This window comes from Flavobacterium sp. (assembly GCF_039916025.1).
GTDB lineage: Bacteria > Bacteroidota > Bacteroidia > Flavobacteriales > Flavobacteriaceae > Flavobacterium.
This window is the reverse complement of the sequence record NZ_JBDSMB010000050.1, coordinates 1-13,239: the sequence shown is the minus strand read 5'-3', so window position 1 is coordinate 13,239 and position 13,239 is coordinate 1. Positions and strand designations below refer to the sequence as shown.

The 13,239-nt window shown below is 33.9% G+C and carries 15 protein-coding genes; 5 read left to right on the top strand and 10 right to left on the bottom strand.

Features of this window, described 5'->3' with window-relative positions:
• Window positions 1-701: 701 nt before the first annotated feature.
• Window positions 702-1,154 (bottom strand): hypothetical protein, encoded by a 453-nt coding sequence (locus ABIQ27_RS02970; protein ID WP_348031918.1) that lies wholly within the window; start codon window positions 1,152-1,154, stop codon window positions 702-704.
• Between the two features lie 139 nt (window positions 1,155-1,293).
• Complete coding sequence (locus ABIQ27_RS02965) at window positions 1,294-2,337, bottom strand: site-specific integrase (RefSeq protein ID WP_348031917.1); 1,044 nt, start codon at window positions 2,335-2,337, stop codon at window positions 1,294-1,296.
• 177 nt (window positions 2,338-2,514) lie between these two features.
• Here ABIQ27_RS02965 and ABIQ27_RS02960 point away from each other — a divergent pair, with 177 nt between their 5' ends.
• A complete protein-coding gene (locus ABIQ27_RS02960; RefSeq protein WP_348031915.1) occupies window positions 2,515-2,694 on the top strand; it encodes a hypothetical protein in 180 nt (59 codons plus the stop codon).
• Between the two features lie 62 nt (window positions 2,695-2,756).
• Here the strand turns inward: ABIQ27_RS02960 and ABIQ27_RS02955 are convergent, their stop codons facing one another.
• The 4 genes from ABIQ27_RS02955 to ABIQ27_RS02940 all read right to left on the bottom strand — a co-directional run bounded on the left by ABIQ27_RS02955 (window position 2,757) and on the right by ABIQ27_RS02940 (window position 6,796).
• On the bottom strand, window positions 2,757-3,671 hold the full coding sequence (locus ABIQ27_RS02955) for a class I SAM-dependent methyltransferase (RefSeq protein ID WP_348031911.1): 915 nt from the start codon (window positions 3,669-3,671) through the stop codon (window positions 2,757-2,759).
• 112 nt (window positions 3,672-3,783) lie between these two features.
• The gene (locus tag ABIQ27_RS02950; RefSeq protein ID WP_348031909.1) at window positions 3,784-4,881 is read right to left on the bottom strand and encodes a hypothetical protein; all 1,098 of its coding nucleotides are present in this window, start codon (window positions 4,879-4,881) and stop codon (window positions 3,784-3,786) included.
• 22 nt (window positions 4,882-4,903) lie between these two features.
• A complete protein-coding gene (locus ABIQ27_RS02945; RefSeq protein WP_348031907.1) occupies window positions 4,904-5,395 on the bottom strand; it encodes a hypothetical protein in 492 nt (163 codons plus the stop codon).
• Window positions 5,396-6,796, bottom strand: coding sequence for a S41 family peptidase (locus ABIQ27_RS02940; RefSeq protein ID WP_348031905.1), 1,401 nt, complete (start codon window positions 6,794-6,796; stop codon window positions 5,396-5,398). It abuts the gene before it with no gap.
• A gap of 122 nt (window positions 6,797-6,918) precedes the next feature.
• Here ABIQ27_RS02940 and ABIQ27_RS02935 point away from each other — a divergent pair, with 122 nt between their 5' ends.
• From ABIQ27_RS02935 to ABIQ27_RS02920, 4 genes are read left to right on the top strand one after another with little or no spacing between them, the layout of a single operon-like run.
• Window positions 6,919-7,428, top strand: coding sequence for a sigma-70 family RNA polymerase sigma factor (locus ABIQ27_RS02935; protein WP_348031903.1), 510 nt, complete (start codon window positions 6,919-6,921; stop codon window positions 7,426-7,428).
• Window positions 7,415-7,864: a hypothetical protein gene (locus ABIQ27_RS02930; protein WP_348031901.1), complete on the top strand. Its 450-nt coding sequence runs from the start codon at window positions 7,415-7,417 to the stop codon at window positions 7,862-7,864. The genes ABIQ27_RS02935 and ABIQ27_RS02930 overlap by 14 nt, the downstream gene beginning before the upstream one ends.
• Window positions 7,865-7,877: 13 nt before the next feature.
• Window positions 7,878-8,402, top strand: a complete 525-nt coding sequence (locus ABIQ27_RS02925; RefSeq protein WP_348031899.1) for a DUF4252 domain-containing protein — start codon at window positions 7,878-7,880, stop codon at window positions 8,400-8,402.
• A 6-nt stretch (window positions 8,403-8,408) separates the two neighbouring features.
• Window positions 8,409-8,990 carry a DUF4252 domain-containing protein gene (locus ABIQ27_RS02920; RefSeq protein WP_348031897.1) on the top strand — a complete coding sequence of 194 codons (582 nt, stop codon included), beginning with the start codon at window positions 8,409-8,411 and terminating at the stop codon, window positions 8,988-8,990.
• A gap of 49 nt (window positions 8,991-9,039) precedes the next feature.
• On the opposite strand, the gene ABIQ27_RS02915 is transcribed toward ABIQ27_RS02920, so the two are convergent.
• Genes ABIQ27_RS02915 through ABIQ27_RS02900 form a run of 4 tightly spaced genes read right to left on the bottom strand, consistent with a single transcriptional unit; the run spans window position 9,040 to window position 12,750 of the window.
• Window positions 9,040-9,483, bottom strand: a complete 444-nt coding sequence (locus ABIQ27_RS02915; protein ID WP_348031895.1) for a sterol desaturase family protein — start codon at window positions 9,481-9,483, stop codon at window positions 9,040-9,042.
• Between the two features lie 5 nt (window positions 9,484-9,488).
• The gene (locus ABIQ27_RS02910) at window positions 9,489-10,328 is read right to left on the bottom strand and encodes a phytoene/squalene synthase family protein (protein WP_348031893.1); all 840 of its coding nucleotides are present in this window, start codon (window positions 10,326-10,328) and stop codon (window positions 9,489-9,491) included.
• Window positions 10,329-10,341: 13 nt separating this feature from the next.
• Window positions 10,342-11,802 carry a phytoene desaturase family protein gene (gene crtI / locus ABIQ27_RS02905; RefSeq protein WP_348031891.1) on the bottom strand — a complete coding sequence of 487 codons (1,461 nt, stop codon included), beginning with the start codon at window positions 11,800-11,802 and terminating at the stop codon, window positions 10,342-10,344.
• Window positions 11,803-11,853: 51 nt separating this feature from the next.
• Entirely contained in the window at window positions 11,854-12,750 is an 897-nt protein-coding gene (locus ABIQ27_RS02900; RefSeq protein ID WP_348031889.1) for a MerR family transcriptional regulator, read from the bottom strand.
• Window positions 12,751-13,239 lie beyond the last annotated feature (489 nt).

The following is a 13,239-nucleotide window of genomic DNA, read 5'->3' as shown; positions in this document are numbered from 1 at the left end:
GTTACGAATTATTTTCTGAAGAATGATTTTCAAATGTATTTTACGAAACCTAAACTTTAATATTTAACTAAATTTCCTTTGAAACCGCGCTCGGTGCAACTTGCAGTTAACGTTTTGCCGCTTCAAGAAGTTGCGAACTTCGGAACCGCGTACTTTCGGCTAAGATAAAATTTCTTGCGAAAGAAAAACATGAATTCACTACATATTTCGCAATTTCTTGAAACGGCTGTTATAACTTCGGCGTTTGATTTTCAATATCACGCAATACTTTTCAGATTCCATTTTCCACATTCAAATTCCACTTTCCATTTTGGCGCAAACAAATTCTGCTTCGTTTTCAACAAATTAATTTTTCGCAAACTTTTCGACTTTCAATTTCTACAAACTTTTACCACAAACTATTCTGCAAAAGATTCCTCAATAAATTCCACGCAAAATTTTCTAAATTCAATAATCTAGCGCAACAAATTCTATTCTAAATTTCCATTTCTTTTTCAATAAAATGCGAAAAAATAGGAGTGAAGCTTAAGCAAAAGTTGTTGCGTAAAGAAACGCTGAGTTATAACGTTTCGCTGCTTCTCGTCAGTTGCGAGCTTCGGAACGAATTATTTTCCGTTAAAGATAATATTTCTTGCGAAACGTGAACGTGAACTTACAACAAAATTCGCAATTGCGAGAAACAGCTGTTGTAGGCAGGTTTTTTATTCCGGTGCAATTGAATTCAACGCTTTAAACTCGAATTTGTTATTTCTATTTAGTTTATAACTGTAAATTGTTCTTCCAGAAACATGTCCATCACTATAATCTGCAATTAACCATTTATCTCCAAGAATTTGAATATTTTCGAACATCATTTTTCCGCCTAAAGTTGGCTCCAAAGGTATCAAATTTGGATTTTCACGTAATGAATTTTCAATATACTTTTCGGGATTTTCTATTCCTTTTTTCACGAAATCTATTCCTTCAAATTCAACATCAAACCAGTAATTTTTCGACATTTTTGCTTTTTTCAATTCTCCATTGAGTGAATCATTTTTCTGTTTAAGCACAATATTTTCCGATTGAAGTTTTTCGACAGCTTGATTTGAATCTTGATTTTGTCTTTCACAACTCAAGATTGAAAATATTAATAGAATTAAAATTATCTTTTTCATTACGGATTATTTTCTGATTAATTTCTGGTAAACTTGCCTACAACTTGTATATACCCGCTATAAAATAGCGTGTATGCACCCTAAATGGGGTAGATTGTCGCTGTTTTGTGGCGTATTGTCTTTCAAATATAATCCTTTTTTATAAATCATCAAATGGGCTTTTAATCTGTTGAATACTTTTTGTACTAACATGGGTATAGATTTCGGTGGTCTTACTACTGTTATGTCCAAGTAATTCTTGTATATACCTCAAATCAGTGCCGCTTTCTAACAAATGTGTGGCATAACTATGTCGTAACCAATGCAGTGTCGCAGGCTTGCTAATGGCAGCTTTTTCTAAAGCCAGTTTTAATACTTGCTGTAAACTCCTCGGATCATATGCAAAACCTGGTTGCCTGCCTTCAAACAAGTAGGTGACCGGTTTATAAACGGAATAATAATCTCTCAGCATTGCCAATATCTTAGGACTAAGCGGCGCTATGCGGTCTTTTTTCCCTTTTGCATTTTTTAGCAAAACAATTTGACGCTTTGAATCAATATGAACGGGCCGTAAAGCAAGTAACTCGCCGCAACGCAACCCACAACTATATATCATACACAACATCGTTCTGTGTTTCATATTACTATGAGCTTCCAGAATAGCTTTGACTTCTTGCTTACTCAATACATTGGGTAAAACTTTAGCTCTTTTAGGACGATGCACTTTTTCCAAATCTATTTTGGAGTCTTTCACTACCAAAAAAAATAATTTGATAGCGTTCACAATTTGATTCTGATAAGAAGCCGATAAATTATTCTTCAATATATGCTCATTATTATACACAATAACATCATCATTATCAATGGCATTTATTGATTTCTGTCTGTAAAAAACCAAAAACGATTTCAAAGCTTCGCCATAAGTTTTAATGGTACTCTCGCTATATCGTTTTGACCTTAAATATCTTTTGAACTGTTCAATACCTTTAATACCTTCACTTGACGGCATACTCTCTTCCGCTAATGCCAGCCCAAATTGCTTCCGGTAGTATTCTGTATCTGGTAAATGCCAAACTTGTAAGCTTTGGCTCCATCTTGAGCCATCTAGCTTTTTTATACGGTCAATCAGGTCGTTGTTTTTTTCAAAATAAACTGCAATCCTGTTCTCGCCTTTGTATTTAATCCCTTTTGCGCTCCATTTCATAATTTCGAAATATAAATATAAATGTACGAAAAAACTACAATAAAAAGCAAAGCCTTTTTATTCATTATTGAAATAATAAAATTGGATTTGTTGAAATTGTATAAGATTAACTTTTAAAATTATAAGGATTTTGAGTTGATAAGGAAGTACATTTATACTAACTCAAAATAATTGATTATGAAAACTTTACTTAACATCCGAACAGGTTTATTGGCATTTATGGCATTGGTATTATTCTCATGTGCAGCCAATCAATATTCAAATCACGGAACCTCTTCTGATAGAACGGGAACCAACGGTGCAACAAACGGTACCGGAAAGCCACCAAGAACCAGTGCGCACAATGTAAAATATTAAATTTTAAATAAAAAAGCACCCAAAAAGAGTGCTTTTTATTTGATTGGTGGATTACCCAAATACTATTTTTTTTCTAACCAAAAATTACCACCGCCGTTCTTATAACACAATGGCATACTTTCAAATATTGCTGAATGATGTTTGTGCAGATAATGAGAAAATAATTTTATTTCAAACTCATTATTGTACATTAAAAAGGCTTTTAAAAAATAATCTTCATTCCAGTTTTTACCCTTAAAAACCCATTCCCTTAAATATTCAAAAGGGTAAAAGATGTCGTGAAAATGTATCAGAACACCACTTTTTAATCGTGGTAAAATTTCAAAAATTATATAATTAACATCACTGCCGGTCTTTGCAACGTGTGTGCTGTCGATAAATAGGATGTCACCAGCATTTAGCTTTTCAAAAACTTCTACAGATATCAATTGAACATCACTTTCGATAATAGTCGTCGACGCTTTGTCATTTTCTTTTAATATCGAATTTAATCTTTGTGTGTATGGCTCAATGAACGTTAAGTTAATCTGATTGTCAAAAAAGAATTCATTCGTATCCAACATTACCGATGAAGAAAAACCGGAGCCTATCTCGATAATTTGCTTTGGTTTATAATGTCTTATCATTGAATAAAGAACTATTGCATCAGTATATGAATAATATTCATTTTCATAATAATACCGACCATTTTCATTTTTTTTATCAGTGAATGGAATATCGTTATAGTATTGATAAAAAGATTTTATTAAATCAAGTTGATTTTCGGTTTTAAGATTGATCCCGAGTATTCCATCAACATCTTCATTTTTCCAAATGGAAGCTTCTCTTTTTTTTATTTCATCAACGGAGACAATTGTAGAGTAATAATGGCCAGCCGGAAAGCAGGAATTCTTCTTAAACTGTTGATTTTCCTGGTAAATGCTTTTTATATATGGAAGCTTATTAATGATGCTTTTTAGTTTGTCTTTAACGATCATGTTATGGTTTTATTAAATTGCATTTCTGCATTAATGCAATTTAGATTGCGGTTTCCAAATATATAAAACATTCCCTATTCGAGGCATTAAATATTCGTTTGTAGATGTCCGCTCACTTTTTAGTTTTATTCCCTTTTTTTTTCGGGTTTATCTTTACCGGCAAAGGACTGTTTTTTACTCGGGTAATTGCTCCGTTTTGGATGTCATAGATACCCGTTTCTATATATTCATAGAGATCATAGGAAAAGTTGGCAGATACTGTTCTTTTCACATGGAGTTGGTTGTTTTTGATGAAGATATCGCACACACAGCTTTCCTTATCCAGAGGGCTGTCTTCATTCCAGTTTTCTTCATTATAGGAGGTACTAAAAGTGACCGAACTCATTTGTTTCAAATCTACGATACAGAGATTCGAACTGTTCTCGGAGTGATTACTGCTGCCGAACATATGGCTGCTGTTAATAGCCAGGTAATGGTCGTTGTCTTCCATTTTAATTTCGCCAAAATTATAATCGGCGAGTAATTCATAGACCGTACAATATGTTGCTGATTTTTTAAAAAAGGCGGGAACAGTGACATTATCTTTATTTACGTAGTAACTAACAAAGAAGGAATCGCCACTGTATTCGCTACCCGATTCGAGTTGAACTATTTGTATAGGGTCAGCAATTTTTCCAATAACAGTTAAAGGGGAAAAGGCAAAAGGCCACTGCAAAGAGGTTTTTATCTCTTTATCCATATAGGTTCCATTATCATAATCCCCGCATAAACTAATTATATTGATCGGCTCTAAAGGAATAAATCGTGTTCGATACTTCCCAGTAGGATCTTCAATTTTAATCTGGTCTCCAGCTTTTTTTCTGATATTTTGATAATTGTTGAAGTAAACAACCAAGAAATAATAGGAGTACGCTATTTCACCAATCCTGTCTTTTGGGTTACGTGGAGTATTTGTGTCTAAGTTTTGACTAAAAATCAGGGTGTCCTTTTGCGGATAATTTTTCAGCAGTGAACTTGGATTTGTATTTCCTTTATGGATGTAGGGGTTACGAGAAGCATCGGTTAGCGTAAGTGTAAGCCCGTTTATGGGTTGGCGGGTTTCTTCATCTTCGACATTTACCACAATAAGATGTAAGCTGTCCCAACCGCAATGCTGTGCGGCTGAGGGAACTGAAATTAGGCAGATAAATAACAGTAGTTGTGCTCTCATAGTATTTTAAAGGTCAGGCATCCTAAGATAAGTGTTCATAATAATGGGTTTTGGATTGTAATTTTCCGTTATTATCATAGACTTCCCGCCAAATTTGTTTCCCGGCTTTGTAGTTGTCAATGGTTTTAATACTTCCGTTTCTGTTGTAAAACTGTATTTTACCATGTAATTTCCCTTTTCTAAAACCTGTAATTGATTTTAGAGTTCCATCCGGATAATACTCATGCCATTGTCCGGCTTTTTGAAAGTTCTTAATAAAACCTGAAGTAGCTAAGGAGTCGTCAAGATAAATGTCATAGGCGCCGTCGGGGATATTTTGCTTTAGGTAATAACGTATAGAACCCCAAGCTCCCATATCTTCACTATGTCCTACCTTGACATAGACAGTGTCTGATGGTTTGATAAAAATATAATCCCTTCTTTTTTCAACAGGTGTTTTCAGTTCAATTTTAATTTGAGCCGCAGAAGAGAAATAAGATGCTACCATTACAAATATCAGGAGTATATTTTTCATCTATTTGTTCTCAACATACATCTCGCTTCGCAATGGATTTATTGATTTAGCATCTGTAAAATCCCGCTCTATAACACCAGGCACTTGTGGCAGCATTTTTCCGCTGGCGATTATTTGGTTGATGGCAGCGCTTAATAAAGGTTCATCAACATCGCCTAAAATACCAAGACTGCTCAAACTTTCCGGTAATAAAGTCGTTGGTATGATACCTGCTGTATAATCTCCCAATCCATTCTTATCTACAATTTTCAACACTATTGGTTGCATTGCATATTTGTGATTCGGATTCACATTAGTTTTGGCAAAAGTAGGTGAGTCGTATAAAGTTATTGAACCTACATTTTTCCCAGTTGTTAAATCTCCAATCTGAACTACGTCTATATAGGGTTTCAAACAATTAACTACTAATTCACTTGCCGAAGCTGTCGCTTTGGTTGTTAAAATATATATTTTGCTGAGATGCAAACCGTTTAAGCCGGAAACAAATTTATTTTCTAATGAACCTGGATTGTTGGCTAAGAAATAAGCCTGAGCTTTGGCATTCCATTGTTCTTTTGAAAATACCTGCCCGGAGAATTGCCCGGTAATCATACTTGCCAACTTTGTTGCTGTTGCCACAGAACCACCAGAATTATAGCGTAAATCCAATACTAAATCGGTCACATTTTGTGAAACAAATGAACCAAACGTGGTATTTAACTGACTTTCATAATTGGGATAAAATCCGTTGTACATTAAGTAGCCAATATTGTGCGTTCCCTGATTGATAACTGTGCTTAGTAATATAGGATTTTCAGCCAAGTTGCTTTTGGTCAGTGTAATTGATTGTCCGTTAGGTGTAATGGCGCCGCCGTTATAATCGGCCAAATTTATGGTGTACGTATCACTTGCCAATAGTGTTCTGTAATTATCTACGGTTAGAGGCGTTCCGTCAATGGCGTAAAAAATATGGCCACGTTCTACGTATTTGTTTTCTGCATCCGAATTGGGTAATACATAACGAACCCAACCATAAATATCGGTTGTGCTACCTGTTTTGTAGCGCAATCCATAATCCATTCCGTTGTTTAAAGTAGTACCCGAAAGTATGCCTTCCAAAACAGTGTAGTCACTATAAATCACACTAAATCTATCAATAGACGGAGCAACACGAAGATGATTGAACAAATTTTCCGGTGTTTCATAAGTTTCCAGAAAATTATTTAATTGCGACTGATTAGCAAATCTGTCATCAGCTAAATCAGGAACATCAGCCTGCCACAAATAATATAAATTCATGCCTTTCCAGACAAAATCTTTTATTTCAATATTAGCCGGAACCGCATTGTCATCCATATCGGAACAACCAAAAGGAATCACAAATAAGAATAGTAATAATGAAGATATAGCAATTTTTTTCATAACAATTCTTTATTTTAATAAACGTAAATTTACGAAGTTTAGATTAATAATTTTATTTTGTTTGTAACAAATAAAAATGTGTGTCGTCTTGACCTTGTAACCAACAACCAAACTAGTTTTCAATGAACCAAAATGAGTTTATGCAACTTGTAAATCCTTTTAAGGATAAGCTCTTTCGGGTAGCAAAACGATTACTCGTTAGCACCGAAGAAGCCGAAGACGCAACTCAGGAAGTTTTGGTAAAATTATGGAACAGGAATGAAAGTCTGGGTGAATACAAAAGTGTAGAAGCTGTTGCGATGACAATGACTAAAAATTATTGTTTAGATCAATTGAAATCCAAACGAGCGGGCAACATGAAAATTGTTCACAATAATTTCACTGACAGAGAAGCCAGTTTACAGCAAAAAATTGAAGACAGTGATACTTGGAATTGGGTTGAAAAAATAATGAACAACTTGCCGGAACAGCAGAAGCTGATTGTTCAAATGAGAGACATTGAAGAAATGGAATTTGAAGAAATTGGTAAGGTTTTAGAAATGAATGAGCAAGCCATTCGTACAGCATTGTCGAGAGCACGAAAAGTAATAAGAGAAAAAATGATAAAAACACATCATTATGGCATTGGATAGAATAGAAAATTTACTAGAAAAATACTTTGAGGCAGAAAGCAGTATTGCAGAAGAAAAAGAATTGAAAGATTACTTTGCTTCTTCAGATGTTGCGCAGCATTTGGAACAATACAAACCAATATTTGGTTATGCCATTCAAGCAAAACAAGAACAGTTTACCGCAACGATTCCATTAAAAACTAACAAACGCAAAAGCGTAGTTTGGTTATCTGTTGCTGCATCTGTGATAGTTTTACTTGGCGTGGGTTTATTTACATTCAGTCATTATAATCAGCCTGAATATCAAGATTTAGGGACAATTGATGATCCGGAAGTAGCCTTCAGGGAAACGCAAAAAGCGTTGGCTATGATCTCGGAAAGCGTAAATAAAGGCATCGGAAGCATGGAATATATAAATGAATATGAAAAATCAAAAAACAAAATTTTTAAAAAATAATTAAATAGAAATCATGAGAAAGATATTTTTAAGTTTAGTATTAGTTTTAAGTGCAAACACTTTTTTTGCACAAAGCGTTTTCGACAAGTTTGATGGTCAGGATAATATCGCTACCGTTATTGTCAACAAGAAAATGTTTACGCTTTTAAGCAAAATGGAAGTTAAAGATAAGGAAACACAACAATATGTAAACCTTATCAAAAAGTTAGATAACTTAAAAGTTTTTGTAACAGAAAACGATAAGAAAGCTGATGAAATGAGAGCTACTTCTGAAAAATACATCAAATCATCCGCATTGGAAGAATTAATGAGAATGACAGAAAAAGGTAAAAGTGTAAAGATTTATGTAAAATCCGGTTCTTCAGAATCACAAGTCAAAGAACTGTTGATGTTTGTTGATGGTGCTGGTCCAAAAAATCAATCAGTTTTGATGTCGTTAACAGGTGATTTTGATTTGAACGAGCTTTCAGTATTGACAGATAAAATGAATTTACCTGGTGGCGATGATTTGAAAAAAGCTTCAAAAGGAAAAAAATAAACAGCCATGAAATCAACGATTCATGAACACCAAAAAAACAATATTAAAATCGTGAATAAAATTGCACTTTACCTCGCCATATTTGTTTCATTATTCTTGTCAAGTTGTAATAGCGAACCATCGCTTCAAAAATATTTTGTAGAAAGTTCTGAAAAGAAAGAATTCATCGCGTTGGATGTTTCTTCAAGTATCTTAAATATTGATAAAACGAAGCTGACTGTCGAGCAAAAAACAGCTATAGGATCATTTGATAAAATGAACATTCTAGCTTTTAAATCGGATTCAACTAACAGAGCACAATATGATGTTGAAAGCCAGAAAGTGACTCAAATGTTGAAGAATGAAAAGTATCAGGAGTTGATGAAAGTGGGTTCTGGTAAAGATGGTGCTTCGGTAAGTTTTGTTGGCGATGAGAATCATATAAATGAGTTCGTACTTTTTGCTAAAAGGAAAGAAAACGGATTTGCAGTAGTTAGAATTCTTGGAAATGATATGAATCCAAATAATATCATAAACATGATTTCATTATTGAAAAGTTCCAATGTTAATATGGAACAATTGAAACCACTGCAGGGTTTAATTAAATAATATATTTGAGGTTAGTTATTTTGAAAAGAGGCGGGATTTATCCCGCCTTTTATTTTTTAAAATATTTAAACGGAACAACCAACATTCCAAAACATTCGCCATCTGCTTTGCCAAGATGTTTGTGATGCATTTTGTGCGCTCTTCTGACCGCTTTTGCATAACGATTATCAGCATTTCTAAACAGCTTAAATCGCTGATGAATAAAAATATCGTGGACAATGAAATAAGATAAACCATAAGCAAAGATTCCAATTCCAATCGCTAAGCCAATTTCCAGGAAATTGTATTGCCAGAGCAGAAAGAAACCAATACTTATAACGGCATAAAAAATAAAAAAGGCATCGTTTCTTTCAAACCAGGAATCATGGTCTTTTTTGTGGTGATCAGCATGTAAATTCCAAAGAAAGCCATGCATGATATATTTATGGCTGAACCACGCCATGAATTCCATGATGCAAAACGTAAGGATAAAAACTAAAACATTTACTAGCATGATTTCTATAATAAATTCAAACGATAATTAACATAACACTTTGCCAAAAGCCCAAATTTTTGATAATCAGGAACACGGATTCGAGTGTTTTTGATTTCTATGGAAGGCGTTTTTTTCAACTTCGACAATAGCTTTTTGTAATAAATAAAAGCTGTATAAACTCCGAATTTTGCTTCCAAAGGCAATTTTAAAATTCCCTGAAAACCTGCTTCGAAATCGGCTTCAATTTCTGTGATAATAGCAGCTTTTGAATGCTCATCCAAACGCGATAAATCTGTATTAGGGAAATAAGTCCGATTTAAATCTTCAAAGTCTGTCTTTAAATCCCTAAGGAAATTTACCTTCTGAAAAGCCGAACCCAAACGCATTGCCGAATGTTCAAGTTCTTCAAACTTTTTGTCATCACCTTTTACAAAAACTTTCAGGCACATCAATCCAACAACATCAGCCGAACCATAAATGTAATTATTAAATTCATCAATTGTCGTGTATTCTTTTTTATACAAATCCAATTTCATGCTGTTCATAAAAGCAGTAATCATACTTTTCGGAATACCATATTTATGAACAGTGTGCTGGAATGAATTGAGCACCGGATTCAAACTTATCTTGTTCTGCAGAGCACTTTCCAAATCTTTTTCAAACATTTCAAAAAGGGTTTGTTTGTCATAGTCATGAAATGTGTCGACAATTTCGTCAGCAAAACGCACAAATCCATAAACATTATAAATGTCCTGGCGAATGCCTGGTGCCAACATTTTTACTGCAGCAGAAAACGATGTACTATAGGATTTAGTTACATTTCTGCTACAATCGAATGATATTTTATCAAAAAGAGATTTCATAATGTCTGGTAAATTAAAGATTTTTTTGAATCAGATCTGCGACTAGTTTTCCTGAGATTAGAGCTGGCGGAACACCAGGTCCGGGAACAGTTAACTGTCCGGTAAAAAAGAGATTTTTAACCCTCTTACTTTTTAATTTGGGCCTTAAAAAAGCGGTTTGCATTAAAGTATTGGCCAGGCCATAAGCATTTCCTTTATACGAATTGTACTCTTTTATAAAATCGTTCACGCAAAACGATTCTTTGAAAATAATGCTGTCTTTTAGAGATTGCTGCGTTAGTTTTTCAAAACGGGTAATGATTTTTTCGAAATATTTTTCTCTTAATTCTGGAGTATCGTTCAATCCAGGCGCTAACGGAATCAAAAATATTCCGGCTTCTTTTCCGGCAGGTGCAGAATCTGCATCAGTTTTTGATGGAAAACTGGCGTAGAATAATGGTTCGTCAGGCCATTTCGGATTGTCATAAATTGCGGAAGCATGAACATCAAAATCAACATCAAAAAACAAAGTATGATGTTCTACATTTTCTATTTTTTTGTCAAATCCAACATAGAATAGGAGTGAAGAAGGAGCAAATGTTCTATTCTCCCAATAATTTTCCGAATAGGCTCGATACTTTTCATCCATCAAACTTTCGCTATGATGGTAATCGGCGCCGCTCAAAATAATGTCGCCTTTTATAGTTTCACCATTAACAATCAGTCCATTTGCAGTGCCATTTTCGACTAAGATTTTTTCAATATTGGAGTTGGTATGTATAGACACGCCAAGCTCTTTGGCTAATTTTTCCATTGCCAAAATCACGCTGTACATTCCGTTTTTTGGATGCCAGGTTCCCAAACCAAAATCTGCAAAATTCATAAAACTATAAAATGACGGAGTGTCTGATGGTTTTGCTCCAAGAAAAAGTACGGGAAATTCTAAGATTTGGATTAGTTTCTGGTTTTTAAATTTTTTGCGAATGTCTTTTGAGATGTTTCCAAAAAACTGGTTTACTTTTTTGGCGGTTTCCAAAGTGACCAATTCTAATGGAGAGATTGCAGGGCGATACACCAAGTCTTTGATGGCAATTTCATAATTGCTTTTGGCTTCGTTCATAAATGAAGCTAGTTTTTGACCACTGTCTTTTTCTATAGCTTCAAAAGTTGTAATAATTTCAGGAAGATTATCTGAAATAGTAACAAAATCTTTTACTCCAAAATATACCTGATATGCTGGTGAAAGTTTTATTAATTCGTAATAGTCAGAAGGTTTTTTACCAAAATCGGCAAAGAAGCGCTCAAAAACATCAGGCATCCAATACCAGGTTGGTCCAATGTCGAAGGTAAATCCTTCTTTTTTCAACTGACGTGCTCTGCCGCCAATAGTAGCATTTTTTTCGTAAACGGAAACATGATGTCCTTGTTGCGCCAAATAGCAGGAAGCAGCAAGTGAAGAAAACCCGGAACCGATTATTTTGATTTCTTTTTTCATAATTGTTTAACAAATATACAAAAAAGTTAAACAAATAAAATTATTTAACTATTATAAAAGTGCGACAATGTCATTAATAGATTTAAATATAGTCATATTTTCAGACTCTAAACTCGTGTCAATGCTTTCTACAATTCGTCCGATTACCCAAAAATTGGAATCATCGTCCAGTACTTCTTTTTTGATTTCTTTTATATATTTATTAACAACTGAAGGGTTTGGTTCAACAGTCATATAACATACATATGTGATGTTGTCAAAATATTTCTTCACATCTTTTAAACTTTCAGTTGGAACACTTTCTCCCAAATATATTGTTTTGTAGCCGTTGAGCTGTATTTCATAATTCAAATACATTAAGCCCAGTTCGTGTATTTCATTATCAGGTAAATACAAAACAAATACTTTGTCATGACGAGTAGGCGTTAGTACTTGAAGTTTCTCGGTATTGATTAATAATTTCTGTTTGATTAAGTAGCTTATGAAGTGTTCATGAGCAATAGAAATTGTATTAGTTTGCCATAAATACCCAATTTCTCCAATTAAAGGAATGAAAATTTCAAAGAAAACTTCACGAAAAGATTTCTCGGAAAGTAGTTTGTCATAAGTACTCAAAAACAAGACCTGATCAAAATTCATCATCGCCATCTTAAAGGAACTCATTGCATGATTTTTGACACTTTTATCCGAGATGATTTCGTTAACTAATTGAGGGATTTTATTGTCTGGCAGTTTTGAAATATTGGAAATTTTATAGCCGTGTTTGTGAAGTAAAGTTATATTTAAAAGCTTTTGAAGATTTTCAATATCATATAAACGAATGTTAGTTTCAGTTCTCATAGGTTCAAGAACGTTATATCTTTTTTCCCATATTCTTATGGTATGTGCCTTGATTCCGGTAAGGTTTTCCAAGTCTTTAATACTAAAAACATTCTTAATATTGTTCATCTTTTACAAAAATTAGTTAAACAAATTTAACAAAATATATATGAGAATTCGTTTTTGAATGAAAACTTCATTAAAAAAGAGCAAACTCATTTGAATTTACTCTTTTTCTTACGTTACTACTATTCGATTGACTAGTATTTTCTATAAAACTCTGTTTTGCAATGAGATTGGCTTGATCTTTCCCAGCAAAGCTCCTTTTTTACCAATGGGATTGGCTTCGCCTTTCCCAACAAAGCTCCGCTTTGAAAATCCTTTAAATAAAAAAAACACTCAAGCGAGCTTGGTGTTTTTTTTATTTAAAGAATTCATTCGTGACCACGGTGGGATTTGAACCTTTTGTGGAGTGCCTTTATTTTATAGGCTGGAAAAAACGGTCAAATTGACCACCTAATTCCAGTTTAAATTGACCACCAGTTTCGGTTCAAACTGACCACCACTTTCCGGAGCAAATTGACCACCAAAAAAACGACTACTTTTTTCATGTTGTTA

Bases quoted from the DNA above. Each gene is read 5' to 3' on its own strand.
- ABIQ27_RS02950 (WP_348031909.1), bottom strand. From the start codon at position 4,881: ATGAGAGCACAACTACTGTTATTTATCTGCCTAATTTCAGTTCCCTCA.
- ABIQ27_RS02970 (WP_348031918.1), bottom strand. From the start codon at position 1,154: ATGAAAAAGATAATTTTAATTCTATTAATATTTTCAATCTTGAGTTGT.
- crtI (WP_348031891.1), bottom strand. From the start codon at position 11,802: ATGAAAAAAGAAATCAAAATAATCGGTTCCGGGTTTTCTTCACTTGCT.
- ABIQ27_RS02960 (WP_348031915.1), top strand. From the start codon at position 2,515: ATGAAAACTTTACTTAACATCCGAACAGGTTTATTGGCATTTATGGCA.
- ABIQ27_RS02940 (WP_348031905.1), bottom strand. From the start codon at position 6,796: ATGAAAAAAATTGCTATATCTTCATTATTACTATTCTTATTTGTGATT.
- ABIQ27_RS02935 (WP_348031903.1), top strand. From the start codon at position 6,919: ATGAACCAAAATGAGTTTATGCAACTTGTAAATCCTTTTAAGGATAAG.
- ABIQ27_RS02945 (WP_348031907.1), bottom strand. From the start codon at position 5,395: ATGAAAAATATACTCCTGATATTTGTAATGGTAGCATCTTATTTCTCT.
- ABIQ27_RS02955 (WP_348031911.1), bottom strand. From the start codon at position 3,671: ATGATCGTTAAAGACAAACTAAAAAGCATCATTAATAAGCTTCCATAT.
- ABIQ27_RS02910 (WP_348031893.1), bottom strand. From the start codon at position 10,328: ATGAAATCTCTTTTTGATAAAATATCATTCGATTGTAGCAGAAATGTA.
- ABIQ27_RS02900 (WP_348031889.1), bottom strand. From the start codon at position 12,750: ATGAACAATATTAAGAATGTTTTTAGTATTAAAGACTTGGAAAACCTT.
- ABIQ27_RS02915 (WP_348031895.1), bottom strand. From the start codon at position 9,483: ATGCTAGTAAATGTTTTAGTTTTTATCCTTACGTTTTGCATCATGGAA.
- ABIQ27_RS02965 (WP_348031917.1), bottom strand. From the start codon at position 2,337: ATGAAATGGAGCGCAAAAGGGATTAAATACAAAGGCGAGAACAGGATT.
- ABIQ27_RS02930 (WP_348031901.1), top strand. From the start codon at position 7,415: ATGGCATTGGATAGAATAGAAAATTTACTAGAAAAATACTTTGAGGCA.
- ABIQ27_RS02925 (WP_348031899.1), top strand. From the start codon at position 7,878: ATGAGAAAGATATTTTTAAGTTTAGTATTAGTTTTAAGTGCAAACACT.
- ABIQ27_RS02920 (WP_348031897.1), top strand. From the start codon at position 8,409: ATGAAATCAACGATTCATGAACACCAAAAAAACAATATTAAAATCGTG.